This window comes from Janthinobacterium violaceinigrum, from assembly GCF_009208555.1.
In the GTDB taxonomy this organism is placed as follows: domain Bacteria; phylum Pseudomonadota; class Gammaproteobacteria; order Burkholderiales; family Burkholderiaceae_D; genus Janthinobacterium; species Janthinobacterium violaceinigrum.
The window spans coordinates 237,708-262,650 of record NZ_WFLI01000001.1; the positions used below are offsets into that span (position 1 = coordinate 237,708).

29 protein-coding genes are annotated in these 24,943 nt (G+C 63.6%); 21 read left to right on the top strand and 8 right to left on the bottom strand.

The genetic code is table 11. From position 1 onward, the window contains the following. Nucleotides 1–45: 45 nt before the first annotated feature. Both GCN75_RS01140 and GCN75_RS01145 read left to right on the top strand, forming a co-directional pair. Nucleotides 46–822, top strand: coding sequence for a class I SAM-dependent methyltransferase (locus GCN75_RS01140; protein ID WP_152280964.1), 777 nt, complete (start codon nucleotides 46–48; stop codon nucleotides 820–822). Next, nucleotides 823–2,112, top strand: coding sequence for an NRAMP family divalent metal transporter (locus tag GCN75_RS01145; RefSeq protein WP_152280965.1), 1,290 nt, complete (start codon nucleotides 823–825; stop codon nucleotides 2,110–2,112). A 3-nt stretch (nucleotides 2,113–2,115) separates the two neighbouring features. Here GCN75_RS01145 and GCN75_RS01150 read toward each other — a convergent pair whose 3' ends face one another. After that, entirely contained in the window at nucleotides 2,116–2,910 is a 795-nt protein-coding gene (locus GCN75_RS01150; protein WP_152280966.1) for an SDR family NAD(P)-dependent oxidoreductase, read from the bottom strand. A 154-nt stretch (nucleotides 2,911–3,064) separates the two neighbouring features. Between GCN75_RS01150 and GCN75_RS01155 the strand changes: the two genes are divergently transcribed. The 5 genes from GCN75_RS01155 (at nucleotide 3,065) to GCN75_RS01175 (ending at nucleotide 5,712) form a co-directional block, all read left to right on the top strand. Next, nucleotides 3,065–3,451, top strand: coding sequence for a MerR family transcriptional regulator (locus GCN75_RS01155; RefSeq protein ID WP_152280967.1), 387 nt, complete (start codon nucleotides 3,065–3,067; stop codon nucleotides 3,449–3,451). Between the two features lie 3 nt (nucleotides 3,452–3,454). Beyond that, nucleotides 3,455–4,120: an SMI1/KNR4 family protein gene (locus GCN75_RS01160; protein WP_152280968.1), complete on the top strand. Its 666-nt coding sequence runs from the start codon at nucleotides 3,455–3,457 to the stop codon at nucleotides 4,118–4,120. Between the two features lie 100 nt (nucleotides 4,121–4,220). Next, nucleotides 4,221–4,772, top strand: coding sequence for a DUF4142 domain-containing protein (locus tag GCN75_RS01165; RefSeq protein ID WP_152280969.1), 552 nt, complete (start codon nucleotides 4,221–4,223; stop codon nucleotides 4,770–4,772). A gap of 114 nt (nucleotides 4,773–4,886) precedes the next feature. Next, nucleotides 4,887–5,267 (top strand): hypothetical protein, encoded by a 381-nt coding sequence (locus tag GCN75_RS01170; protein WP_152280970.1) that lies wholly within the window; start codon nucleotides 4,887–4,889, stop codon nucleotides 5,265–5,267. A 13-nt stretch (nucleotides 5,268–5,280) separates the two neighbouring features. Further along, on the top strand, nucleotides 5,281–5,712 hold the full coding sequence (locus tag GCN75_RS01175; protein WP_152280971.1) for a hypothetical protein: 432 nt from the start codon (nucleotides 5,281–5,283) through the stop codon (nucleotides 5,710–5,712). A 262-nt stretch (nucleotides 5,713–5,974) separates the two neighbouring features. Here the strand turns inward: GCN75_RS01175 and cadR are convergent, their stop codons facing one another. After that, a complete protein-coding gene (gene cadR, locus GCN75_RS01180; protein ID WP_152255756.1) occupies nucleotides 5,975–6,406 on the bottom strand; it encodes a Cd(II)/Pb(II)-responsive transcriptional regulator in 432 nt (143 codons plus the stop codon). 99 nt (nucleotides 6,407–6,505) lie between these two features. Here cadR and GCN75_RS01185 point away from each other — a divergent pair, with 99 nt between their 5' ends. The 3 genes from GCN75_RS01185 to GCN75_RS01195 all read left to right on the top strand — a co-directional run bounded on the left by GCN75_RS01185 (nucleotide 6,506) and on the right by GCN75_RS01195 (nucleotide 11,412). Further along, a complete protein-coding gene (locus GCN75_RS01185; protein ID WP_152280972.1) occupies nucleotides 6,506–8,797 on the top strand; it encodes a heavy metal translocating P-type ATPase in 2,292 nt (763 codons plus the stop codon). An 85-nt stretch (nucleotides 8,798–8,882) separates the two neighbouring features. Beyond that, nucleotides 8,883–10,352: an alpha/beta fold hydrolase gene (locus tag GCN75_RS01190; RefSeq protein WP_152280973.1), complete on the top strand. Its 1,470-nt coding sequence runs from the start codon at nucleotides 8,883–8,885 to the stop codon at nucleotides 10,350–10,352. Between the two features lie 10 nt (nucleotides 10,353–10,362). Further along, a complete protein-coding gene (locus GCN75_RS01195; RefSeq protein ID WP_226940985.1) occupies nucleotides 10,363–11,412 on the top strand; it encodes an alpha/beta fold hydrolase in 1,050 nt (349 codons plus the stop codon). Nucleotides 11,413–11,431: 19 nt separating this feature from the next. Here GCN75_RS01195 and GCN75_RS01200 read toward each other — a convergent pair whose 3' ends face one another. Then, complete coding sequence (locus GCN75_RS01200) at nucleotides 11,432–12,235, bottom strand: anti-sigma factor family protein (protein WP_152280974.1); 804 nt, start codon at nucleotides 12,233–12,235, stop codon at nucleotides 11,432–11,434. Nucleotide 12,236: 1 nt separating this feature from the next. After that, entirely contained in the window at nucleotides 12,237–12,728 is a 492-nt protein-coding gene (locus GCN75_RS01205) for a sigma-70 family RNA polymerase sigma factor (protein WP_152280975.1), read from the bottom strand. Between the two features lie 240 nt (nucleotides 12,729–12,968). On the opposite strand from GCN75_RS01205, the gene GCN75_RS01210 reads away from it, so the two are divergent. The 3 genes from GCN75_RS01210 to GCN75_RS01220 all read left to right on the top strand — a co-directional run bounded on the left by GCN75_RS01210 (nucleotide 12,969) and on the right by GCN75_RS01220 (nucleotide 14,717). Beyond that, nucleotides 12,969–13,373: a c-type cytochrome gene (locus GCN75_RS01210; protein WP_152280976.1), complete on the top strand. Its 405-nt coding sequence runs from the start codon at nucleotides 12,969–12,971 to the stop codon at nucleotides 13,371–13,373. Between the two features lie 63 nt (nucleotides 13,374–13,436). Next, a complete protein-coding gene (locus GCN75_RS01215) occupies nucleotides 13,437–14,330 on the top strand; it encodes a metallophosphoesterase family protein (protein WP_152281070.1) in 894 nt (297 codons plus the stop codon). 3 nt (nucleotides 14,331–14,333) lie between these two features. After that, the gene (locus GCN75_RS01220) at nucleotides 14,334–14,717 is read left to right on the top strand and encodes a cupredoxin domain-containing protein (RefSeq protein ID WP_152280977.1); all 384 of its coding nucleotides are present in this window, start codon (nucleotides 14,334–14,336) and stop codon (nucleotides 14,715–14,717) included. Between the two features lie 31 nt (nucleotides 14,718–14,748). Here GCN75_RS01220 and GCN75_RS01225 read toward each other — a convergent pair whose 3' ends face one another. Then, entirely contained in the window at nucleotides 14,749–15,765 is a 1,017-nt protein-coding gene (locus GCN75_RS01225) for a formylglycine-generating enzyme family protein (protein WP_152280978.1), read from the bottom strand. Between the two features lie 146 nt (nucleotides 15,766–15,911). Here GCN75_RS01225 and GCN75_RS01230 point away from each other — a divergent pair, with 146 nt between their 5' ends. From GCN75_RS01230 to GCN75_RS01240, 4 genes are all read left to right on the top strand, one after another. After that, a complete protein-coding gene (locus GCN75_RS01230; RefSeq protein WP_193317338.1) occupies nucleotides 15,912–16,991 on the top strand; it encodes a sensor histidine kinase in 1,080 nt (359 codons plus the stop codon). Then, complete coding sequence (locus GCN75_RS29055) at nucleotides 16,921–17,079, top strand: hypothetical protein (protein ID WP_193317339.1); 159 nt, start codon at nucleotides 16,921–16,923, stop codon at nucleotides 17,077–17,079. Before GCN75_RS01230 ends, GCN75_RS29055 begins: the two co-directional genes overlap by 71 nt. Beyond that, nucleotides 17,076–17,828, top strand: a complete 753-nt coding sequence (locus GCN75_RS01235) for a LytR/AlgR family response regulator transcription factor (RefSeq protein WP_152280980.1) — start codon at nucleotides 17,076–17,078, stop codon at nucleotides 17,826–17,828. Before GCN75_RS29055 ends, GCN75_RS01235 begins: the two co-directional genes overlap by 4 nt. An 88-nt stretch (nucleotides 17,829–17,916) precedes the next feature. Beyond that, entirely contained in the window at nucleotides 17,917–18,750 is an 834-nt protein-coding gene (locus GCN75_RS01240) for an alpha/beta fold hydrolase (RefSeq protein ID WP_226940992.1), read from the top strand. Between the two features lie 85 nt (nucleotides 18,751–18,835). Here the strand turns inward: GCN75_RS01240 and GCN75_RS01245 are convergent, their stop codons facing one another. Further along, the gene (locus GCN75_RS01245) at nucleotides 18,836–20,314 is read right to left on the bottom strand and encodes an MFS transporter (protein ID WP_319633273.1); all 1,479 of its coding nucleotides are present in this window, start codon (nucleotides 20,312–20,314) and stop codon (nucleotides 18,836–18,838) included. Between the two features lie 128 nt (nucleotides 20,315–20,442). Beyond that, the gene (locus tag GCN75_RS01250) at nucleotides 20,443–21,027 is read right to left on the bottom strand and encodes a GNAT family N-acetyltransferase (protein ID WP_193317340.1); all 585 of its coding nucleotides are present in this window, start codon (nucleotides 21,025–21,027) and stop codon (nucleotides 20,443–20,445) included. 97 nt (nucleotides 21,028–21,124) lie between these two features. Here GCN75_RS01250 and GCN75_RS01255 point away from each other — a divergent pair, with 97 nt between their 5' ends. The 4 genes from GCN75_RS01255 (at nucleotide 21,125) to GCN75_RS01270 (ending at nucleotide 23,837) form a co-directional block, all read left to right on the top strand. After that, a complete protein-coding gene (locus GCN75_RS01255) occupies nucleotides 21,125–22,006 on the top strand; it encodes a LysR family transcriptional regulator (protein ID WP_152280983.1) in 882 nt (293 codons plus the stop codon). Between the two features lie 213 nt (nucleotides 22,007–22,219). Continuing rightward, nucleotides 22,220–22,639, top strand: a complete 420-nt coding sequence (locus tag GCN75_RS01260; protein ID WP_152280984.1) for an NTF2 fold immunity protein — start codon at nucleotides 22,220–22,222, stop codon at nucleotides 22,637–22,639. A 117-nt stretch (nucleotides 22,640–22,756) separates the two neighbouring features. Next, the gene (locus GCN75_RS01265; protein ID WP_077404411.1) at nucleotides 22,757–23,374 is read left to right on the top strand and encodes a hypothetical protein; all 618 of its coding nucleotides are present in this window, start codon (nucleotides 22,757–22,759) and stop codon (nucleotides 23,372–23,374) included. Further along, on the top strand, nucleotides 23,367–23,837 hold the full coding sequence (locus tag GCN75_RS01270; RefSeq protein ID WP_152280985.1) for a hypothetical protein: 471 nt from the start codon (nucleotides 23,367–23,369) through the stop codon (nucleotides 23,835–23,837). The genes GCN75_RS01265 and GCN75_RS01270 overlap by 8 nt, the downstream gene beginning before the upstream one ends. A 31-nt stretch (nucleotides 23,838–23,868) precedes the next feature. Here the strand turns inward: GCN75_RS01270 and GCN75_RS01275 are convergent, their stop codons facing one another. Further along, nucleotides 23,869–24,921: an NAD(P)/FAD-dependent oxidoreductase gene (locus GCN75_RS01275; RefSeq protein ID WP_152280986.1), complete on the bottom strand. Its 1,053-nt coding sequence runs from the start codon at nucleotides 24,919–24,921 to the stop codon at nucleotides 23,869–23,871. Nucleotides 24,922–24,943 lie beyond the last annotated feature (22 nt).

Sequence of the window (24,943 nt, forward strand, 5' to 3'; positions counted from 1 at the left end):
CGTAATCTGCTACGCTCATGCCACGACCACGCCTGGGAGTCATGCATGAGCAGCAACATCCATCACGCGGCAGCCGACGGCTACGCCACGGCGGCCGCCACCTACGTCAAGGGCCGGCCCGATTATCCACCCGCCGTGTCGGCCTGGCTGCACGATAGCCTGGGCCTGGCGCCGGGCGCCACCGTATTGGACCTGGGCGCCGGCACGGGCAAGTTCACGCCGCGCCTGCTGGACACGGGCTCCACCGTCATCGCCGTGGAACCCGTGCCTGCCATGCTGGCCACCCTGTCCGCAGCCTTGCCGCAAGTACAGGCCCTGTCCGGCACGGCAACGGCCATTCCCTTGCCCGATGCGTCCGTCGACGCCGTTGTCTGCGCGCAAGCCTTTCACTGGTTCGCCACCCCGGCCGCGCTCGATGAAATCCTGCGCGTGCTCAAGCCGGGCGGCAGGCTGGGCCTGGTGTGGAATCTGCGCGACGCCAGCGTGCCTTGGGTGGCCAGGCTCGACGCCATCGTCAACCGGGCCGAAGGCGACACGCCCCGTTACTACACGGGCGCCTGGCGCCAGGCCTTCCCCCACGCGGGCTTTGCGCCCTTGCAGGAAACACAATTTTCCCAGGAGCATACGGGCTCGGTCGAAGACGTGCTGTTCAACCGGGTGCGCTCGACCAGTTTTATCGCCGCCCTGCCGCCGCAGGAGCGCCAGCGCATCGACGACGAGATCCGCAAGCTGGTCGCCTCGGAACCGGCCTTGCGGGACCGGGACAGCATCAGCGTGCCCTACCTGACGGCCGCCTTCGTGGCGCAAAAACAGGCGGCATAGATGCCAACCGGGAAAAATGGCGAACAGCCCGCAGCCACGTCCGACACCTGGCTGGGCAAGCTGGGCCCTGGCTTGATCACGGGCGCGGCCGACGACGATCCCAGCGGCATCGCCACGTATTCGCAGGCGGGCGCCCAGTTCGGCTTCGGCATGCTGTGGACCGTGTGCCTGACTTTTCCTTTGATGCTGGGCATCCAGGTCATCAGCGCCAAGATAGGCCGGGTCAGCGGCCATGGCCTGGCGACGAATATCCGCCGCCACTATCCCCGCTCCTTGCTGTATGCCATCGTCGGCTTGCTGCTGCTGGCCAATGTCATCAACATCGCCGCCGACGTGGCCGCCATGGGCGATGCCTTGACCCTGATCATCGGCGGCCCGCCCCACCTGTACGCCGTGGGCTTCGGCCTGCTGTCCCTGCTGCTGCAAGTGTTCATTCCCTATCAGAAGTACGTGCGCATCCTGAAATGGCTGACCCTGGGCTTGCTGGCCTATGTGGCCACCGTGCTGACCGTGCATATTCCGTGGGGCGAAGTGGCGCTGCGCACCGTCTGGCCCCAGCTGGCCTGGTCGGCCGCGTCGGTGACCATGATCGTGGCCGTGTTCGGCACCACGATCAGCCCCTATCTGTTTTTCTGGCAGGCATCGCAGGAAGTGGAAGACTTGCAGGCCGATTCCAGCGCGCAAGCCTTGCGCCGCACGCCCGAGCAGGCGCCTCGGCAGTTCCAGCGCATCAAGATGGACACGGCCATCGGCATGGGCTTTTCCAACCTGGTGGCGTTCTTCATCATGCTGACGACGGCCGTGACCCTGGGCGCGCAAGGCATCACGCATATCGACACATCGGCCCAGGCCGCTTCCGCCCTGCGTCCCATTGCGGGCGAGTTCGCGTTTGCCCTGTTCAGCCTGGGCATCATCGGCACGGGCTTGCTGGCCATACCCGTGTTGGCAGGCTCTGCCGCCTATGCCATGGCCGGCGCCTTTCACTGGAAAAGCAGCCTGGAACTGGCGCCCCGGGCCGCCAAGAAGTTCTACGGCATCATCGTTACGTCCACCGTGATCGGCGCGGCCCTGTGCTTCACGCCGCTCGACCCCATCAAGGCCCTGTACTGGAGCGCCGTCATCAACGGCGTCATTTCCGTGCCCATCATGGCCCTGATGATGGTGATGGCCTCGCGCCCCGCCATCATGGGCTCGCTCACCATTTCGCGCCGCCTGCGGGCGCTGGGCTGGCTGTCCACCGTCGTCATGGCGACGGCCGTGCTGGCCATGTTTGCCACCATGGCCTTCTGAGCGCTACGCCGTCTTCGGCTTGAGCATGCCTTCCACGATGCCCAGCACGGTCTGGCGGGGCAACAGGCGCGGCAGCCAGGCCAGCAGCCGGTTGGGCCGCCCCGCCACGTGGCTGCTGCGGCCCCGGTCCAGCGCGCGCAGCGCTTCATCGACCACGGCTTGCGGCGCCATGCGCCGGCCCACGGCCGCTTCAGGCGCGGCCACCACGTCAAAGAAGGGCGTATCCGTCGCGCCGGGGCACAGGGCCAGCACGCGCACGCCGCGGCGGCGGTTTTCCGCCCACAGCGCTTCCGAAAACGACAGCACGAAGGCCTTGCAGGCGCCATACACGGCCATGTAGGGATCGGGTTGCAGGGCCGCCGTGGACGCCACGTTGATGATGGCGCCCCGTCCCTGGGCCAGCATGTGCGGCAAGGCGCGGTGCGTGAGTTCCATGAGGGCCGAGCAATTGACGGCGACCTCAAGCGTCTGGCGCGCCAGGCCGATGCTCTCGAACCTGCCATGCGTGGCAAAACCCGCGTTATTGATCAGCACATCGGGCGGCATGCCCAGCGCGCAGGCCCGCGCGTACGCCTCGCTGGCGGCGCCAGGCTGGCCCAGGTCGGCCACCAGCGCATGGGCGCGGATGCCGTGGCGCCGGGAAAGGTCGGCCGCGAGGCTGTCGAGCACGGCGCCGGAGCGGGCCAGCAGCAGCACGTGGGCGCCGCGCGCGGCCAGGGTTTGCGCAAAGACGCGGCCGATGCCGGACGAGGCGCCCGTGATCAGCACGGTTTGATTGGTATAGTTGAAGGCGGTCATGGCAATTGAATCGTAGTGAAGAGGATTTCACTGTAAACTGTGGTCTTTAGTCCACGGTCAAGCGTGAATCGTAAAAAAGTGCGCATGCCTGCGTTGCACATGCCTTGCCCTGCACATTTTCGCGGTCCACAAATGAAGAGAAAGTCAAAAAACCATGCGCATCGGTGAAATCACCCGCCTGACGGGCGTCAGCAAGGACACGGTGCGCTTCTACGAGCGCCAGGGCTTATTGGACGAAGCGCCGCAGCCGGGTATGACGAATAACTACAAGGAATATTCGGCGCAAGCCGTGCGGCGCATCGAGCTGATCGGCCACGCCAAGGCCCTGGGGTTTACCTTGAAGGAAATCGCCGAAGTGATTGCCGTCTGGCAGGAAAATACCCTCGATGCGGCCACCAAGCGGAGCATGCTGGAAATTAAAATTGCCCAGATCGATGACAAAGCCCGCTCGATGGCCGTGCTGCGCGCCGGCCTCGTCGATGCGCTGGCCAAGGTGGAGACAGGCTGCGACGACGCGGCGCCAGTGCATACACAAGGATAATCAATGAACCATTCAATCGCTAACTACTACACGCAATACCGCCACCTGGCCATCGAGGGCGCCAAGCCGCCGCCTACGGCGCAGCAGATCGCCGCCATCGAAACCCTGCTGGAAGCCCCGCTGCCGCCCGCTTTCCTTGCCTTCCTGCAGGCGGCCAACGGCGCCTGGTTCGATTACACCTGCGATGTGCCGGACGGTAATGGCGGCGTGGAAAAGATGGGCTTCAATACCTTTTTCAGCGCCGACGAAGGAGATTTCTGCGATGAAACCCTGGTGGGCGAAATCCGCGCGGCGCGCCAGCACACGGCCATGCCCCCGAAAATCCTGCCCTTCGCCCGCGATGGCGGCAATTCCATGGTCTACCTGGACTTGACGGAAGACGGCGGCGGCCGCGTGCTGGCCTATGTGCAGGAGTTGCCGGAATGGACGGGCAAGCGCGCCCACGGTTTCATCGAGCTGGCGCCCTCGTTCGACGCCTGGCTGGACAGCCTGTACATCGACAGGGAAACGGTGCTCGACGAACTCGAGCACAGCGTCTCTGAACCCTCCCACTTGGAAGCGATGGCGCAGTGGCTCGATATCGGCATGCCCGCCTGGCGACGCGACGCGGGCATCGCTGCCTTGTTTGCTCTGAAACAAGTCGAATTGTGCGCTAGCGAACAGGACTAGTCCTACGGGCATGGCCGCGACGGTCCTATTCGTGTGCGCAGGCTGGTGGCTTAACATTGTCATCAGCTTATAGAAAAAACCACACTTGAAAGGATTTTCCATGCCCATCTCCACCACCAGTTCCCGCACGCCTTTCCTGAAAAGCGTGGCCATCGGCGCCGCCGTGGCGCTGCTGAGCGGCATCGCCATCAGCAGCATTGCCGCCGCCGTACCCGCCGCTTACGACAGGCAATTCCTCAGCAAGGCTGCCGACGCTGGCAGCACGGAAATTGCTGCCAGCAAAGTGGCGCAAAGCAAGAGCAGCAATGAGGAGGTGAAGAAGTTCGCCGACGCCATGGTGAGCGGCCACACGACAGTGGCGGAGGAACTGAAACAGCTGGCCAGCAGCAAGCAGATCGAGGTCAGCGACCAGCCGGCCGCGAAGCACAAGGCGCAAATCGACAAGCTGGGCCGCCTGGAAGGCCCGCAATTCGACAAGGAATATGCGGCCAGCATCGGCGTGGCCGCGCACAAGGACGCCGTGAAACTGTTTACGGATGCCAGCCAGAAGGCCAGCGACCCTGACATCAAGGCCTTTGCCGCCAAGACCTTGCCGGCGTTGCAACACCATCTGGAAATGGCGAACGCCTTGCACGCGGCGCTGGCGAAATAGACTGCAGTAAGACGGCAGTACGCAGGGAAATACTTGCCGTACGTGCTGTACGGCAAGTATTTCTGCTCTTGACATACAATGCGGCAACTTCGTTTTCGGCCTTGCCATGACCTCATGCAGCTACTCAAGAAAACCGGCCTGATCGCCGCCGCCATCCTGTTCGCCATCCTGCTGGCAGGCTGGCTGTTCATCAAGGTGAGCGCGGCGCGCAATGCCACCGTGTATGCCCAGAAGTGGAACGACCAGGGCACGTGCGTGATCAAGACCTATGTGCCCCACTACGGCGATGGCGTACCGCAGAACATCGTGCGCGCGCTGAGCACGACGACCTTCTTCCGCGTCTACCACAAGGATGGAACCTTGCTGGAAAGCACAGAATGGGTGCTGGACATGCACGAAGACGGCATCCTCGACTATGCGCGCTGGGGCCAGAACCGTGCCATCTATCCCACCGACCTGGGCTACGAAGGCTGGACCTTGCCCGAGTGCGCGTGAAAGGGACGTCACCATGCAACAGCAAAAAGGACTGCGCGGCCCCTGGAGCGATGCCCTCTACGTTCCCACCTTGCACCATTTCCTCGGTCCTTTCGACGTGTATGACCGTGAAGAAACTCTGGGCGTGGAGCTCGATGGCTGGGACATGAACGACCCTGCCCAGCGCGCGGCGCTGATACGGCGCGACATCACGTCGCAATACAAGGAACTCGGCTACCGCCACCGCCATGCGCTGGTGGCCGTCCTGGCGCAGGCGCTGCAAGACCCCGCCTACGATTTCCAGGCCATCCTCGAACATGACCCCGAAAGCACGTATGCCCTGCCCTGTCGATGGGATGAAATGGCCGACCCGCGCGCCTTCTTTGCCGACATTTACCGGCTGGTGCAGCAGGAGTGGTGCGACGACCTGGCCCGCGCGGCGGCGGAAGACCCGGCCACCTGGTAAAACATCCGCACGCCGCACCAGGCCGCGCCGCGCCGCCTGCACCGGGCCGTTACCTTCAGTGACCAGCGCATGCTGACAGTTTTCAGCACATAGTTTTCGTCGCCCTCTACACCCATGCTTGCGCCAGCTGCTTGCCGCCGGCCGCGCTCCAGCTGTGCGGGTCATCGTCCTGCGACACGCGGGGCGCGGTGTACAAAATCAGTGGTGACCGGCAGCGGCAGGCGCATCGGCGGCCTGGCTCAACGGCGACAGCCGCGATAAGTCAATGCAGTTCGGTATGGCAAGCGCAGTCGTGGCCGCTGGCCGCCTCGGACAGGTTTTGCAGGATGGCGCAGTCTTGCGACGGCTTGGGCTGGTCGCACTGGTGGCGCAAGGTCACTAGCTGCTGCTGCAAGGTTTGCAGATTCGCCATCTGCTCGGCGATGCGCAGTATATGGTGGTCGAGCAATTCATTGACGCTCTGGCAGCCCTCGGCCGGGTTGTTCTTAAATTCCAGCAAGGCGCGGATATCCGTCAAGCCGATCTGCAGCGAGCGGCAATGGCGGATGAATTGCAGCCGTTCCTGGTGCTCTTCCCGGTATTCGCGGTAGCCGGCGCTGTTGCGGCCCGGTTCCTGCAGCAAGCCCGCCTTTTCATAGTAACGCACGGTTTCCACGTCACAATCTGTCCGTTTGGCCAGTTCTCCGATACGCATGGCATCTCCTTTTTCATTCCAACTTGCAAATTCCGCTTGACCCTGTAGCGGCTACAGGGTTTCTAATGGAAGCATACACGAATCCTGAAGGATGATGCGATGCCGCACGATAGCCATAACCACGCGCAGGACCACAAGCATGACCACGAGCACGCGCACGAGCCCAGCCCGGCGCCCAAGGCGGCCAGCTGCTGTGCCAGCCAGCATGCGTGCTCGTCCACGCCTGCCGCGCCGTCCGCGCCCGCCCTGCCCAGCGCCCCCATCTACGGCGCCAGCACGGCCAAATACCGTATCGCCAACATGGATTGCCCCACGGAAGAACGGCTGATCCGCAACAAGCTGGCCAATATGGCCGGCGTCGTGGGCCTCGATTTCAACCTGATGAACCGCGTGCTGGACGTGCACCACACCCTGCCCTCGCTGGCCACGGTGGAAGCGGCCCTGCACGGCATCGGCATGCAGGCTATTCCCATGGAAGCGGACGCGGTCGTCGCGCGCGATCCTGCCGAAGGCGGCCTGAGCGGCCTGCAAAAGGCTTTGCTGGCCGTGTCCGGCCTGGCGGCGGCGGGCGCCGAGGCGCTGGCGTGGACCACGCATGAAGACAGCTCGCCCCTCGTCATTGCCCTGGCCCTGCTGTCGATCGCCACGGGCGGCTGGCCGACCCTGAAAAAAGGCTGGATTGCCCTGAAAACGTTCACCTTGAACATCAATTTCCTGATGAGCCTGGCGGTGTTCGGCGCCATCGCCATCGGCCAGTGGCCGGAAGCGGCCATGGTCATCTTCCTGTTCGCCATTGCCGAGCTGATCGAAGGCTTGTCCTTGAACCGCGCGCGCAATGCCGTGCAAAGCCTGATGCAGCTGGCGCCCGACACGGCGACCGTTGCCGACGCCAGCGGCGCCTGGGGCCCGGTGAACGTTTCCACGGTAGCCATCGGCACGGTGATGCGCGTCAAGCCGGGCGAGCGCATCGCTCTCGACGGTATCGTGCAAAGCGGCGAGTCGTCCGTCAACCAGGCGCCGATCACGGGTGAAAGCATGCCGGTGGACAAGGCTGTGGGCGACGTCGTGTATGCGGGCACCATCAATGAACGGGGCTTGCTCGACGTCACCGTGACAGCCAACAGCGGCAACAGCACCCTGGCGAAAATCGTCAAGGTGATCGAGGAAACCCAGGGCAAGCAGGCGCCCACGCAGCGCTTTGTCGACAACTTCGCCCGCTACTACACGCCGGCCGTCGTCGTGTTCGCCATCCTCGTGGCCGTGCTGCCGCCCCTGCTTTTCGGCGCCCCGATCATGGCCTGGGTATATAAGGCGCTGGTGATGCTGGTGATCGCCTGCCCGTGCGCGCTCGTCATTTCCACACCCGTCACGGTGGTCAGCGGCCTGACGGCGGCCGCGCGGCGCGGCATCCTGGTGAAAGGCGGGCAATTCCTGGAAACGGGCTACCGCATCAAGGCCATCGCTGTCGACAAGACGGGCACCTTGACCATGGGCAAACCGGCCGTCACGGACGTGGTGGCCCTGGAAGGCAGCGACCGCGATACCATCCTGCTGCTGGCCGCCAGCCTGGACGCCAATTCGGCCCATCCGCTGGCCGCCGCCATCGTCAAGGCGGGCCCGCCTGCCAGCAGCCACTTGCCGGTGACCCAGTTTGCCGCCCTGCATGGGCGCGGCGTGCGCGGCAGCATCGATGGACAGACGTATTACCTGGGCAATGCCCGCCTGATGGCGGAATTGAATGCCCTGACGCCGGAACTGCAAGCCATCCTGGCGCGGCTGGAGCAACAAGCCTACACGGCCATGGTGCTGGCCACCTCGGCCGGCGCGCTGGGCGTGATCGCCGTGGCCGACGTGTTGCGCCCGACGGCGGCGTCTGCCATTGACCGCCTGAATGCGCTGGGCGTGACGACCGTGATGCTGACGGGAGATAACTTGCTGACGGCGCAGCGCATCGCCGCCGAGGTGGGCGTGGGCATGGTCAAGGCGGAATTGCTGCCGGAAAACAAACTGGACGAAATCAAGGCCCTGCAGCAGCAGTTCGGCGTGGTCGCCATGCTGGGCGACGGCGTCAACGACGCGCCGGCCCTGGCCCAGGCGGACATCGGCTTTGCCATGGGTGCGGCCGGCAGCGACACGGCCATCGAAACGGCGGATGTGGCCCTGATGGACGATGAGCTGGGAAAATTGCCCGAGTTCATCAGCCTGAGCCAGCGCACGCGCAGCATCCTCGTGCAAAACATCAGCTTTGCCATCGGCATCAAGGCCGTGTTCTTCGGCCTGGCGCTGGCCGGCATGGCCACCCTGTGGATGGCCGTGTTTGCGGACGTGGGCGCCAGCCTGCTGGTGGTGGCGAACGGCCTCAGGCTGCTGCGCGGCAGCAAGCCCAAATAAGTTCCTATAGAAATATTTCAATCTGGATAATTGGTGTAAAAAACGCTACTTTGGCGGCTGTTCCCTACTGCCGCCAAAGTAGCCGATGACCTTTCTGCCCCGCTTGACCCTGCTGGCCGCCTCGCTTGCCCCCCTTCTTGCCAGCGCCGGCCTGCATGCCGAACCCCTGTTGTTTACCCCCTGCTCCGATACGGCCGTTCCCGGCAGCCTGTGCTCGGGCTTGAACGTGCCGGGCAGCTACGATGCGCAGGGCCGCGCCGTGGGCGACAGCGATGCCATGCACGTTTTCGTGCGCAAGATCGCCGCCGATGTGCCTGCCGGCAAAGCCGCCAAAGGCACCTTGTGGCTGGTGGCGGGCGGCCCCGGCGAATCGGGGGCCTCGTTCTACAACCTGCTGCCCACCCTGCGCCGCAGCTTTCCCGGTTTTGAATTCCTGATCCCCGACCACCGCGGCACGGGCCACTCGTCGCGCCTGTGCAAGGTGGAAGAGTCCGAACAAAGCCCCGGCGGCCGCGCCCTGGCGGGTGCCGAATGGGGCAGCTGCTTTGCCGGCATCAACCTGATGCCCGATTACGTGGCGCAGTTTTCCATCACTGCGGCCGCGCGCGACTTGAAAGCCTTGATAGACGGTGAGCAGGGCAAGAACAAACCACCGGTGTATGTATACAGTGTGTCGTACGGCACGCAGCTGGTCTTGCGCACCTTGCAGCTGGGGCCGCTGCCCGTCAAGGGCGTGATTCTCGACTCGCTGGTGCCGCCGCAGACGGATGCGCGCTGGGACTTGAGCCAGCGCTCGCACGTGGTGAACGCGGTCGGCATGCAGGTGCTGGCCCGCTGCGATGCGGATGCGGCTTGCCACGCGGCACTCGGCGAGCCGGCCGCCAGCGTGTACCGCCGCGTGCTGGACAAGGCGCAAGCGGACCCTGCCTTGCTGGCGAAAATCCCCGGCAAGAACCTGAAACACTTTATGGGCGGCATGCTCGACGTGCCGGCCGCGCGCGACCGCATCCCCTACCTGCTGCACGAGCTGGACCAGGGCAAGGATGGCGAATTGACGGCCGTGCGCGCCACTCTGACGGACGCGGCAGCCAGCCTGGGCAGCTATCCCCAGTCCCCGCTGTCGATTCCGCTGGTCAATATCATCAGCAATTCGGAAAACAATCTGCAGCCTTCGCTGCGTCCCGGCTGGACGGCCGCCGACATCGACCGCGACGAGGCCGGTTTGCTGTTTACCAGTCCCCTGCCCCGCATCCTGCTGGGCGGCGGCTTGCCCACCTACGCGCGCGATGACTATTTTGGCGCCTTGCCCGCGAAAGTGCCCCCTGCCCTGGTATTGCAAGGCACGCTGGACCCGAAGACGCCGTATGCAGGCGCCCAGGCACAAGTGCAGGCTCTGACGCAGAACAAGGCTGGCAAGGTGGCGCTGGCCACCGTGCACAACGCCCCGCATTTCATCCTGTGGACGGCGCCCGCCTGTTTTGAACAGGCCAGCACCCGCTTTATTGCCGGCAAGTCGGCGCAGGATTGCACGCTGCAGTTCCCCCCAGCTATCTAAAAAGGACCATATGCGCATCACAGGCCCGGCATTGCTGCTGTTATCGTGTTTCGGCGTGGCACAAGCGGCGGCGCCCGCCATGCAGTCGATCTGCGCCTCACCCGCACAATCCGTCCGCGAGCAAGGCTATGTGCCCATCAATGGCATCGAGCAATGGATCACGGTCACGGGCGCCGCCTGCGGCAATCCCGTGATCCTGTTCATCCACGGCGGCCCCGGCAATGCGCTCAGTCCCTACGCGGATGCTGTCTACGCCGGCTGGGAACGCCACTACACCCTGGTGCAGTGGGACCAGCGCGGCGCGGGCATGACGTATGCGAAGCAGCGGCCGGCGGACGATGTGCCATTGTCCCTGGAACAGATGCGCGACGACGGCATCGCCGTCGCCCGCTACATCGGCCAGCATCTGGGCCAGCAGAAAGTCATTTTGATGGGCAGTTCCTGGGGCTCCATCCTGGGTGTGCACATGGCCAAGGCACAGCCGAAACTGTTTCACGCGTATATCGGTACGGCGCAGGTGGTCAATGCGCGGGCGAACGAAGCCGGCATGTACCGGGAAGTGATGGCGCTGGCGCAGGCGGCCGGCGATACCGCCACGGTGGACAAGCTGACGGCGCTCGGTGCGCCGCCCTGGCGCGATCCCCGCAACTTCGGCATCCTGCGCCGCTTCGACCGCAAATATGAGGGATTGGCAACGGATGCGCCGCCCAAACACTGGTGGCAGCCGGCACCGTTCTATGCCACGCCGCAGGCGCTGGCCGATGCCGAGGCGGCCGACGACTATTCGTACCTCCAGTTCATCGGCATGCAGGGCGACGGCATGTTCGCCAAGGTCGACCTGCCCGCGCTGGGCACGCGCTTTGCATTGCCCGTGTTTTTCCTCATGGGCGAAGCGGACTTGCTGACCTCGCCCGCCATCGCGCGCAGCTACTTCGACCGCATCACGGCGCCGGGCAAAGGTTTTACCGTGGTGAAACGGGCCGGACACGACCCCAACCAGGCCGTGCTCGACGCCCAATGGACGGTCTTGCGCGACCAGGTGGCGCCGCTGCTGAAATAAAGCGGGCGGCGCGGCCCATTCACGGCAAACTTTCCTTGTCGATCTGCACCGTGAGCTGGCGCTGGAAATCCATCAGTTCCGCCACATTCAGGTCCGAGATGAGCTGATAATGCATGCCGGACCGGCTCCAGCGCAGCAAATGATAGCCTTGCCTGACAGTCAGGCGTGGCGCCGCATCGCGCTGTGCCCCGTCGGGCCAGACATACAGGTTCAGCACATGCTGATGCCGGCGATAAGCAAGAGCGGCGACGGGACGCTGCTTGATATAGTCGAGGCGCCCGCCGATCAAGGGAAAACCTTCTTGCGCCAGGTCAACCACGGGCGGAGAAAAATCGAGCTTGCCGCTGAACCATGGCTTGACCGTGTGCTGGTCCGATGACGCCACGTCGGCCAGGTGATTGGGCATCAGCGAACGGAAATGACTGGCAACGATCTCCTGGTCGAGCCGTTCTGCATCCGATGGCACGGACAGGTACAGCGCCAAAGTGACGGCCAGGGCCGCCGTACTGGCGCTGGCCACGCCAAAATTGATCCATGCCCACGGTAATTTTCCCCATTTGCGGCCGCGCGCAGTTTTCTTTGCCTGCTTTGTTTCCTTCATTTCGTCCTGCAGCGCCTGGCGCAGGCGCTGCAGCAGGAAAGCGGGTGCGGCCTGGCCGACGGCGTGCTGTTTCACCGCTGCGCGCAGGGCAAACAGCTGTTCGCTGGCCCTGGCGCACTCCGGGCACAGGGCCAGATGCTGCGCCAGTTGCGCCATGGCCGGGGCATCGAGTTCACCATCGGCATAGGCTGACAGCTTGCTGTGGGATTCCGTGCACTCCATTTCAGTTCTCACCGGTAGCTTGTTTCAGGCACGCCAGCAGCAGCTTGCGTCCGCGCGCCAGGCGCGACATCACCGTGCCGATCGGGATGCCGACGATGTCCGCAATCTCTTTATAGGACAGATCGTCGATCTCCTTCAAGACCAGCACTTCCCTGAAAGGCCGCGGCAATGCCTGCAGGGCATGGTCGACCGCGTCCTTCGCGTCGGCCCGGGCCAGGATCTCTTCAGGGTTGCCGCATCTTTCCTCATCGTATCCATGGACTTCCTCGTCAAAGCCGATGTCATCGTGTTCCGCGCGACCATCGCGCAGGGACGTGTAATAGGTGTTGCGCACGATCGTCAGCAGCCAGGCGCGCGCGCCATCGCCATGGTAGCCATCCATGAAGCGGTAGGCGCGCAGGAAGGCTGTCTGCACCAGGTCCTGGGCATCCTGATCATTGCGCGTGAGCCATCGTGCCAGCTTGTAGGCAGAGTCCAGATGAGGCAAGGCCATTTTTTCAAAGAACCTGGTTTTATCGATGTCATTCAAATCAACACCTATCCGCCTGTCTGGCGTCTTAACTCCTGAGACTCGCTTTGCCTGCCGTTTATTCCCGACATGACGGTTTTTTTAGCGCCGGAAAATAAACCGGCACAGGCGGGAATATTTGCCCCGCCTTCGGAGTTATAGCATGTGCAGGCCCCGATTGCAGCGGGCCGACTCCAAGCAACTGTCCAGCGAAAGGAGCTCGACATGCCATACCCGTACTTCATCCCTGGCCTGGCCGCGGCCATGCTGATGGTTTCCAGCGGCGCCGCCACGGCCGGCGGCGATGCCATGCGCGGCCAGGTGCTCTACAAAACCATGTGCATGTCCTGCCACTCGATCGACTACAACGGCGTGGGACCCGCGCACAAGGGCGTGTTCGGCAGGAAAGCCGGCACCGCTGCCGACTACAACTACTCGCCCGCCGTGAAATCGTCCGCCATCGTGTGGAACGGGAAAACGCTGGACCAGTGGCTGTCGAATCCGGAGAAGCTGATCCCCGGCCAGAAAATGGGCTACATGGTGCCGTCCGCGCAGGACCGCGCCGACCTGATCGCGTACTTGCAGAAGGAAACCGGACGGGCTGGCCCGCCGCCAGCCGCCGCCAAATAGCTGCCGTGCTGCCAACGCCTGCTGGCCAAGCCAGGCATTCAAGAAATAAGGAGAAAGATCATGATGGACCGCAGAAGTTTCATGAAACTGACCGCCATCGGCGGCGGCGCCGTGTTCATGTCCGGACTGTATGGGCATGCGCCGGCGGCAGCGGCCGGCAGCAAGACCGCCGCCTACGAGGATTTCTATTTCGTCCAGTTGTCGGATGTGCACTGGGGATTCAGCGGCGCCGCCAATCCCGATGCCCTCAACACTTTCAGGAAAGCCGTCGCCACCGTGAATGCGCTTGAGGTGCAGCCCGATTTCATCATCTTTACGGGCGACCTCACGCATACGACGGACGACCCGAAGGAGCGCCGCCAGCGCATGGCACAGTTCAAGGACATTGCGGCGGGTTTAACAGTGAAAAACGTGCGCTTCATCCCCGGCGAGCACGACGCTTCGCTCGACAACGGCGCCGCCTACAAGGAAAACTTCGGCCCGTCCAACTACGCATTCGAACACAAGGGCGTGCATTTCATTGCCCTCGATAACGTGTCAGACCCCGGCGCGCGCATCGGCGACACCCAGCTGGCATGGCTCAAAAACGACCTGGACCAGCAGGCAAACGATGCGCGCATCGTCGTATTCACCCACCGGCCCCTGTTCGACCTCGTGCCCAAATGGGACTGGGCCACGCGCGACGGCGACAAGGCGCTTGCGCTGCTGGCGCCCTACAGCAATGTGACGGTGTTCTATGGCCATATCCACCAGGAACACCACCACATAACGGGCCAGATCGCGCACCACGCCGCCAAGTCGCTGATTTTTCCCTTGCCGGCACCGGGATCGCAGGAAAAGCGCACGCCCTTGCCGTGGGACCCGGCTGCGCCGAACAAGGGACTGGGCTTCCGCGAGGTGGAAGCAGAAGCAAACAAGGACTACCAGCTCACGGAATTTCCCGTGACAAGGAGCTGAACCATGGACCGTGCAAGAAGACAGCTATGTGCAAGGCTGGCCTGCGGGATCGGCGCGCTGCTGACGGTGGCCGCCATCAACGCCCAGGGCCTGAAGAAAATTATCGCAAAGGAAAAGGTCATCGCCATCGAGGCGAAAAAGTTCGTCTACACGCCGAACGAGATCAGCTTGAAGAAAGGCGAGCCGGTTGTGCTGGCGTTCACGGCCATCGATTTCATCCATGGTTTTTTCATCCCGGACATGAAAATCCGCGCCGACCTGACGCCGGGCCAGATCACGCAAGTGCGGCTGACACCGGACAAGGCCGGCGAATACGCCTTCCTGTGCGACAATTTTTGCGGCACTGGCCATGAGGAGATGAGTGGGAAGATCATCGTCACGGACTAGGCCTGCCTGCACGCGCAGCGCGGGGCGCCCGTCAGTTCCTTGGGCGGCGCGCCGCTTGCTGCGCCGCTGCCAGCGCCGCGACGAAGGCGGCGTCGCCGTCGGCACAGGTGCTGGCGGTGCAGCTGCCCACGTCCTCGGCGATGCGGAAGCCTTCGCCCAGGCTGCTGGCGTTGCCGCGTCCGCCATGCCCGCGCGCGGCGCTGCGCAGCACCTGGCGCGAGGCAGAATAACTGCCGCCCCGCGTGATGAAGTAATCGCCCTCCGCCTCGCAGCCCTGGCTCCAGGCCGTGCCATCGGCGGGTGCGCCCCGGTAATCGGGGTGCTGGCAATCGGCCACCCATTCGGCCACATTGCCCATCATGTCGTGTAAACCATGGCCGTTGGACGCATACATGCCCACGACGGCCGTGTACTCGGCGCCGTCGTCGCAATCGGTGACGAGCATGTCGAGGCCGAAGTCGCGCCGGGCGGCACTCTTGAAGCTCCGGTCCTTCATGTTGGCGTAGACACATAATTGATCTGGCACATCGCCGGACGGGTATTTCGTGGTCGTGCCCGCGCGCGCCGCGTATTCCCATTCCGCCTCGCTGGGCAGGCGAAAGGCCCGGCCCGTCTGCTGCGACAGCCATTGCACGTAGGCATGGGCATCGTTCCAGCTGACACACATGACGGGGTGGTAGTTCGTCGGCGCATGCGCGGGCGCATCCCAGCCCGTTTCCTTGAGCGCAATGCCGTCGTTGCGGTCGAATTCCCAGCATTCTCCGGCCGCCCGGTAGCCTGTGGCGGCGACGAATTGCCGGAACTGCGCCACTGTCGTCTCGTATTTCGCCAGGCGAAAGGCTGCCACGCGCACTGAGCGCGGCGGTCCCTCGGCCGGATTATGGCTGCCGTCGCCGATGGGCGGTTCCGTGCTGCCCATGATGAACACGCCGGCGGGCATACTGGCCATGGGCGGGAGGATGGGCGGCTGCGGTGCCGCCGATGCGGCCTGGACGCTGCCAAGGAGTGCGCTGGCGAGGCAAAGCAGGCCGTGTTTCAGGTAGTTCATGGGCTTCCTGGTCATGGGTGGGTGGAAGCACAGATTGCCAGCCGGGCCACCCCCCTTGCCCTGCCCATGCGACGAATCGACAGTAGGGCCGACGAATGGCAAGCCATGTTCTGGTCAATCAGGCAAGGGGCAGCTACACTATGCCCATGATGCAAAAAACAAGCTTGCTGCAGGGCTGGCGCTCGTTATGGGAGCTGCGCCCCCGAAATGCCGTCCCCCTATTGACTCGCCTGCTGCTCATTTCGCTGATCGGCGTCGCCCTGGCACTGGGCCTCATGGCCATCGTCGCCATCTTCGGGCAAGTCGACCGGCCGCGCTGGTGGTGGGCCTCGCTGCTGCCGAACATCGGCATCTGCCTGTGCATCGTGCATACCCTGTTCGGCGTGCTGCGCCTGGCCGGGCGCTGGCTGCCGGCGGCGCTCGTCGAGCGCATGTCGGACGTGCGGGACCTGCGCGCCGGCATGGCGCTGGGCGCGCTGGCCCTGGCTGCCATCATCCTGGGCATGAGCATCGGCTTTACCATCGTCCCCATCCTCGTTGGCTTCAAACTGTGGGGCATGTTCGTCTCCCTGCCTGCTGCGCTGACCAAGTTTGCCGTCTTCATCCTGTTCATCATGGCCGCCAACTGGGCCTGGTGGCGTTCGCGCCTGCGCCAGCAGCAGCTGCAAACCGAGGTGACGGATGCGCGCCTGCGCCTGCTGCAGGGCCAGATCGAGCCGCACCTGCTGTTCAACACCCTGGCCAATATCCAGAGCCTGATGGACTACGACCCGCCCCGCGCCAAGCGCATGCTGGAAACGTTTTCCGGCTACCTGCGCGCCAGCCTGGCGCAGCTGCGCCAGGGCGACAGCACCGTGGACGCGGAACTGGACATGGCCCACCAGTATCTTTCTTTGCTGCAGATTCGCATGGAAGAGCGCCTGCGCTTCCGCATCGACGCCAGCGCGGAAGCGCGCCTGGCCCGCATGCCCGCGCTGATGCTGCAGCCGCTGGTGGAAAACGCCATCGAACACGGACTGGCGCCCACGCTGGACGGTGGACGGTGGCAGCATCGTCGTGCAGGCAGTGGTGCGCGCGGGCCGCCTGGAAGTGCGCGTGCTGGACGACGGCGCGGGCCTGGCGGCGCCCGGCAAGCCGACGCGCCCGGGCAGCGGCATGGCGCTGGCCAATCTGCGCTCGCGCCTGCAAGCCCAGTTCGGCGCCAACGCCAGCCTGAGCCTGCGTGAGCGCGAAGGCGGGCCTGGCACCGAAGCCGTGCTGGAGCTGCCTTTCCAGCGCGGCGCCGGCGCCCCCGTCATGCAGGCGGCGGCATGATGCGCGCCCTGATCGCGGACGACGAGCCGCATTTGGCGCTGTATCTGCGCGACCAGCTGCTGGCCCTGTGGCCGGACTTGCAGGTCATCCACCTGGCGCGCAACGGCATCGATGCCGCCACCCAGATCGCCGAACTGGAACCCGATATCGCCTTCCTCGACATCCAGATGCCGGGCTTGACGGGACTGGAGGTAGCGCAAGGCATCGAGGGCGCGACGCGCGTGGTCTTCGTCACGGCCTACGATGCATTTGCCCTGCAGGCATTCGAGCATGCGGCCCTCGATTACCTGCTCAAGCCCGTCACGGCCGAACGGCTGGCTCGCACCGTGGCGCGTTTGCGCTCCGAGCCTCCCCAGCCGCCCGCCAGCGCAGCCATGGCGCAGGCTTTGCTGCAGTTGGCGCCCGCGCCCGTCCCTGCCCGTCCCAGGCTGCGCTACATCCTTGCGTCCCAGGGTGAGCGCACGCACCACCTCGACGTGGCCCAGGTGCGCTTTTTCCATGCCGACGACAAGTACACTGTGGTGGCCAGCGTGGACGGCGAATTCCTGATCCGTACGCCCATCATCGAACTGGCTGCCCAGCTTGATCCGGAACAATTCTGGCAGGTGCACCGGTCCACCCTGATCAACCTGGCCTGGCTGGACGGCACGCGCCGCGACGAAGCGAGCCGATTGTTCCTGCGCATGCGTGGCCACGCGGGCGAGCTGCCCGTGAGCCGCGCCTTCGTGCACCTGTTCAAGGCCATGTAGCGGCTGGCTTGCCAGCCGTCGCGCCGGCTGTCGATTCGTCGCGCGGCCAGTGCGGCGAACCTGGCCATCGGCGATGCTGGCGTTTTCCTTGCCAAAGACGTCCATGCTCATCCAGTTCCTGCTTTCCCTCTGCGCCGCCACCGCCTTGCCCGCCTTTGCCGCCCTGCCCGCCCCCGCCATCGACAGCGTCGGCGGGCGCCAGCTGGAGTCGCTGACCCTGCGCCACGCCACCTCGCGCGACGTGGTGGTGTTCGAGAACGGCTCGCGCGCCACCATCGATAAATGGGGCACGGTGCCGGAGCGGCTGGCGCAGCAGGCGAGCGTGTTTGCCTACAACAGGCCCGGCTATGGCAACAGCGAGACGGCCACCACGCCGCGCGACGGGCGCACCATCGTCGAGGAGTTGCGTGCCGCGCTGCGCTTCAAGGGCCTGGCGCCGCCCTACGTGCTGGTCGGCCATTCGCTGGGCGGCCTGTACCTGCAGCTGTACGCGCGCGCCTATCCGCAAGAAGTCAAGGCGCTGGTGCTGGTCGACGCCCTGTATCCGCGCATGGTCAGGCCGGTACAGGAGTTTCCGTGGCTCACGCGCATCGCGGGCCAGCTGGCCTTTTCCCGCACGGTCTGGCGCGAAATCGAGCACATCGACGGGACGGGCGAGATGGTGCTGGACCTGCCGGACGTCGGCAAACCCATGGTGCGCCTGGAGAACCGGCCCGTCTCCAGCACGGCGATCGCCGTAGATTTTGGTGCGTTCAGGATGGACCAGGCAAGCCGCGACGCCGTCAAGGCGCTGTATCCGCAGGCCGTCAACATGGTGGCGGACTCCAGCCACCAGATGGCGCTGACGTCGCCGGACGTCGTCGTGGCCGCGATCCGGCAGGTACTGCCGCTGGCGACCGAGAAAGTTGCTTTGGGAGATTGATTTCCGGGCTGAAAACGCGACTGGCCCGCCGTTTGCGCGGCGGGCCAGTCTTCAGTGCGGTATTGCCGGGCGCGTGGCCCATGCATCAGGCGGCGCGGCGTGCCCGCAGATGCAGGTGGCGGATGGTGGCGGCGGCGGCCATCAGGATGGCGGACGCCGTGGCCAGCACGACAATGAACGCCTTGTCGAAGGCCGAGCGGGCCAGTTCCGACACTTGCAGGCCCAGTTCGGCCGGCAACTGTTCTGCGGCCAGCAGCGCCGCGTCGAGCGTGTCATGGGCATTCGGCAACAGGCCCGCGCTTTCCGGGATCACCAGGGTGGCGCTGTAGACGGCCGACAAGATGGTGCCCAGCACGGTCACGCCGATCACGGCGCCCAGTTCATACGATACTTCCTCGATCGAGGCGGCCATGCCCGCTTGTTGCGGCGCCACGTTCAGCATCACGGCGCTGGACGCGGCCGTCATGACGGCGCCCAGGCCCAGGCCCAGGATCACCAGGCTGGCCACTTGCGCCGGGACGGTGGCGTTGTGCAGCAGCAGGTAAGACGCCATGCCGATGCCGGACAGCAGCAAGGAACCCCACAAGACCATGGCCTTGTCGGCGCGCGGCAGCATGAAACCCGTCAGCGGTCCCGCAAAGACGGACGCCAGCGGCAGCGGCAACAGCAGCAAGCCCGCTTCCAGCGGCGACAGTTCACGCACCAGCTGCATATGCTGGCTCAACGCCAGTTCCATGCCGATCAGGGCGGCGGAAGCCACCATGGCGGCGGCCACGGCGCTGGAAAACGGCAGTTCGCGGAACAGGGCGAAGTCGATCAGCGGCTTGGCCTGGCGCTTCTGGCGGCGCACGAAAGCGAGCATGAAGACGGCGCCCACGGCAAAGGCAAACGCGGCGATCGCATACGATGGCTGCGGCTTGCCCAGTTCCTTGATCGCATATACGCCACCAAGCAGGCCCATCATGATTTGCAGCGAGCCTTTCAGATCCCACGGCTTGTCGCGGTTACCGGCCCGTTTCGGCAGGACGACGGCGGCCAGCACCAGGGTCAGCAGCACGATGGGCACGTTGATCAGGAAGACGGAACCCCACCAGTAATGTTCCATCAAGAAACCACCGAGCACGGGGCCAAACGCCGCACCGCCCGAGGCGATGGCTGCCCACACGCCGATGGCGAACGAACGCTCGCGGTTATCGGTAAATGTCAGGCGGATGATGGACAAGGTGGCCGGCATCATCAGCGCGGCGCCCAGGGCCAGCAGCACGCGGGCAAAGATCAGCCATTCGGCGGCGGGCGAAAACGCGGCGCACAGCGAGGCGATGCCGAACACGGCCAGGCCGGCGAGGAAAACGGGTTTGTGGCCCAGGCGGTCACCGAGGGTGCCGAGGCCGGGCAGCAAGCCGGAGACGACCAGCGCGTAGACGTTGATGATCCACAATTTTTCGGAAGCGGAAGCTTGCAGGTCGCGCGTCAGCGCGGGCAAGGCGGTGTAGAGCACGGTCATGTCGACCACGATCAGGAACAGGGCGCTGGAGACGATGGCCAGCGTCAGCCATTTTTTCATTGGATGCATAAACAACTCATGGATTTTAGTGTAACTTTTAACAACTATCGGTATGGATAAATTTAGTGCTGCGCAAGTATTTACGTTCCAGGCTGCTGCGGGCCTGGGCTGGTCGGGGGCGGCGGGCGTCAGCCACGGTCGCCATCCTTGTCATCCACGGCAGCCGTCACTTCCGGTACGTCGAGTTCGCGCAGCATGACGACGGACACTTGCTTGAAGCCGCGCCCCTTGAAGAAGGTCTGCGCCGCCAGGTTGTGCGCGCCGCATTCGAGGAACAGGCGGGCGATGCCGTGGCTGCGCAATTCGCCAGCTACCCATTCCACCAGCAAGCTGCCGATGCCGCTACCGCGTACGGATGGCAGCAAGACCAGGTCGTCCAGCGCGGCAAACGATTTCGAGGCGCGCTGGCGCGTGTCGATGGAAACGAGGGCCATGCCGATGATGGCGTCGCCCGAAGTAGCCACGGCCAGCAAGGTCGAATCGCCATGTTCCCAGTCATGCGACAAGGCGGCGCGGATTTCGCTGCGGATGACCTCAGGCAAGTCCGCGCGCCAGTTGCCGGGCGCATCGGCGCGTTCGCCCTGCAGTTCCGAATGGGAGATGTAGTCGGCGCTGACGTTGTCGAGGTAGAGCTTGCACAGCGCATCTTCGGCGGTGGCGTCGTGGCACCAGCTGAAGCTGATGGCGGGGGTACTGGCTTGAGCGTTTTTCATGGCGGATCTCGTGTTGTTGAAAATGTAAATGCATTTTATGTCGCCCCTGAATGGCATTCAAGTTAAAATCCATCTGTAAAACAGATAGGGGAATGCCATGCAATGGACTTTGGAACAAATGCGCTACTTCGAGGCGGCCGTCGCGGCCGGTTCTTTCTCGGGCGCCGCGCGCCGGCTGGGCCGCGCGCAATCGGTGGTCAGCACCTCGATAGGCTTGCTGGAAGCGGAGTTCGGCGTGGAACTGTTCGACCGCTCGCGCCGCAGCGCCGTGCTGACGGAAGCGGGCAAGGTGATGCACCTGGAAGCATGCGAACTGCTGCGCCAGGCCGAGCGGCTGCAGCTGCGGGCGCAGCTCTTGAGCGAGGCGCCGGAAGCGCAGCTGACCCTGGCGCTGGACGAAGCCCTGCCCTACCTGGCCATCAGCACCCTGGTCAAGGAACTGGCGGCGCGCTACCCGGCGCTGGAACTGGTAATGCTCAACGCCACGGCGTCGGAAGTGGCGCAATACGTGGAGCAGCAGCAAGCCGACGTGGCCTTCCACTTCGACCGCGGCCCGATTTCTCCCGTGCTGGAACAGCAGCACATCGGCAGCGTGGCGCAAGGCGTGTTCGTGGCCAAGGGCCACGCCATGGCGCACGGCCAGGAGGTGAGCCGCAACGAGCTCACCCGCTACCGCCAGCTGATCATGGATTCAGAGCTCAACCGCGAACACGCATTCAGCCCCGCCGTCTGGTTTTCCGACAGTTTTTACAGCATCGCGGAAATGGTCGCGGACGAGCTGGGCTGGGCGATCCTGCCCCTGAACATCGCCAATTACGACAATTACAAGGGGTATTTGCAGGAAGTGCCCTGCCCTGCGCTGGCCCTGTCGCGCCTGCCGGTGCGGCGCTTATCGATTCATGGGAAGAAGCTGAGCGAGACGAGTCTGTGGCTGACGACAAGGCTGGCGGAGTTGTTGGCGGATGGGCCGAGGGGGTGAGTGCATGCAAGTCAGTGCAGGAATGTTGAGGCTTTTATGATAAATAGAAGCCAGTTCCTGAGTGCTGATCCGGCACGGCAAGGAGGCGGAGCTTCAAGGTCGAGGTGTGGCACAATCCTGAATGGTCTGAACTTGAATGATCAAAGATGGCAGCATGAAATGACGGGCGCTGGCATCTTTATTGACACTAGCGACATTTGCTAGCCAAGGGAAATGATGAGTATTGAAATAGTTGATGTGGAAAATGTATTGAAGGATTTTATTCTGACCATGAATGGTTGGGAACTTCATTACTACCCCGAGGTGCGAGAGAAAGGGCTGATTACTCTCAAAGAAAAAATGAAGCAGGATCTTGATGCTATTTTTGATTGCTTTTGCACCAAAAAAGAAAGAAAACAAGGTCGCCAGATGTCATTGCTCTGCAGCGATCCTCCTGAATACTCACCCACCGAAATATTTTTAAATTCATGCATCTCAGGAAGTAAAGCTGTCATTTCCACGCAGCAGACTTCGGGATTCAAGAATAGATACAGATATACATTTGGTCTTAAAAACCAGCAATGGCTTATTGATAAAAAAGAATGGCTTGATGAAGAGGAAGGCATGGAGCGTTGGCGACCGGCGTATCTTTAGTCGCGTTCGCTCAAGCTTGCGCCAATGCGGGCCACGCGACGACGATCAACGCAGTCCACGCTTCCGAGAGACGCCAGCAATCACAACGAGCGCGGTATCGTCCGCACCAGGAAAAGAATGAGTATTAACACCAAACTGAAAAAACTCGAAGATAAGGCCATGGCCAAAGGCGAGTATGCGGTCGCCGCAGCCGCAGCCCATCTGTTGCACGATATTGGCTGCGTGGACAAGCAGATTAACCTGGTCGGGGCGCTGCACGAAGTCGGCTATCTGCAAAATTCATTTTCTCCATACTGGAAAGAATTCAGAACTGATGAATCGGCATGGATAGAACGCTGTTTGGCCAGGCTTGTCACTGCTGATCATGACTATTGGGCGCTTGCCGCGCTTCTGGGCTGCAATGGTCCAACAACCATCAGCATCGCCATTGGCCAGGGTTTTAAATCCGCTGCAACAAGGCTTTACGAACGTTTTGACAAACCCAAGGTCCATGTCGATACTTTATATTTGACAGCCAATGGAGAAGTGCTGCATCCCGTATTGGAAGTCGGCTATGACATCAAAGACATGAAAACTGTCGACATGGGAAGAGCACGGGCACTTAGTCTGAAGAATAAACAATGGAAGCCAGGCGATCGTATGGGCGACGGCGGACTGTCACTTTCCATGCAGGCCAAACTTCCGCATGGCGCATGGCGCTCGGTATGGACGGCTTTTAAAACATGGGATGCATGACGACATGATGAATTGCAGGACAGTCAATGCATGGCTGGAAATGGCGCAAGACGATGAGGTGTTCATTGATGCCGACGACATCAACCGCGAGGCGATGGAGAACATGTGGAGCTTTTCGCCCACGGATGAGGAAACGCCGCAGATCCATGCGGCCGATATCGTTGCATTCATCGGAGAATTGATCGCGGCACGCAGCGACGCGCTCGCTGGCGAGGAAATGTTGTTCTATTGCTGGCACGATGTGCAGTGCCGCCAGTTGCGCTTCAGCCTGGTATCGCGCTCGCATGGCCGGCTGCCGTTTCGCTGCGAGGTGCGCGAAACGCAGGATCTGGCGCTGATTGCCGAGCGCGTGGTGAACGGGGACTGGCGCAACGAGGATTTCATGCAGGCCCCGTCGGAGGAAGGCGATGAGCAGGAGCAAGTGCCGTTCATCCTGCCCGTATTTGTCGTGCCCGTGCCGTAGGAATCAGCGCGGCGCCGGGCCTTTACGTCATTTACGCCAGGAAACGCGCGGGCCGGCAAGCCTCGAAGGCTGACGCTGGCTGGCCGTCGACGATTTCCCCGCTGGCCAGCTGTCCCACGATACCTGCCAGCACGACGCCCGGATGCATGACGCACACGTACACGCCTTCTACCTGCGGCAAATAGCCGATGACGGGCACGCCATCAAAGGGCATGGGGCGCAGGCCCACACAGGCGAATTCCGGCGCGATGGCCCCGGCGCCTTCAAGTTCACGCCGGATCGCGCTGGCCGTGCGCTGCGCCATCGCGGCGGGCTGGTTTTCCGGCGCGTCGTCCACATAATCTTCCGCCGCCAGCATGGTCCCATCTTCAGCTTGCCGCACTTCCATTGTGTGGCTGGAAATGATGCCGCGCACGAGGCCGGGCGGCGCTTGGTAGCGCAGGAAGATGGCGGGTGACGCGTGGATGGGCAGGCTGGCGCCCAGTTGCGCGGCCAGCGCGGCAGTGCCCGTCCCCGCTGCCAGCACGACCGTGTCCGCCTCGATGAGGCCAGCGGCCGTTCCCACGCCCGTCACCTTCGCGTTGTGGACGGCAAAACCCAGCACGGGCGTGTGCGTGCGGACGGTCGCACCCAGCGCCCGGGCTGCTGCCAGCAAGGCGTGGGTCGCGGCAACGGCATCGAGGGCGCCCTGCTCCGGCTCGTACAGCGCCTGTTCCGGCGGCTGCTTCAGGCGCGGTTCAAAATGGGCGATCCGGGTCCGGTCTATCAATATACATGAGGGCGACATCCGCCCGTCCTGCGTGCCGTACGACAAGGCGCCATCCCAGCGCACCGACAATCCCGGCACGTGCGTTTCCAACTGGCGCCAGGCGGCGACGGCGCCGCCGCGCAGGGCCGCAATGGGGTCGATCCCCGCGCAGGATGCGTTGATCCAGGCAAACGAGGTACCCGTCACGCCGGAAGCGATGCCGCCCGCCTCGACGACGGTGACTTGCGCGCCCTTGCTGGCCAGGTGATACGCGAGTGAGGCGCCGACGATGCCGGCGCCGATGACGACGATACGTTTTGAGGATTCCTGATTCATATCTGGCAACTTTGCATATTTA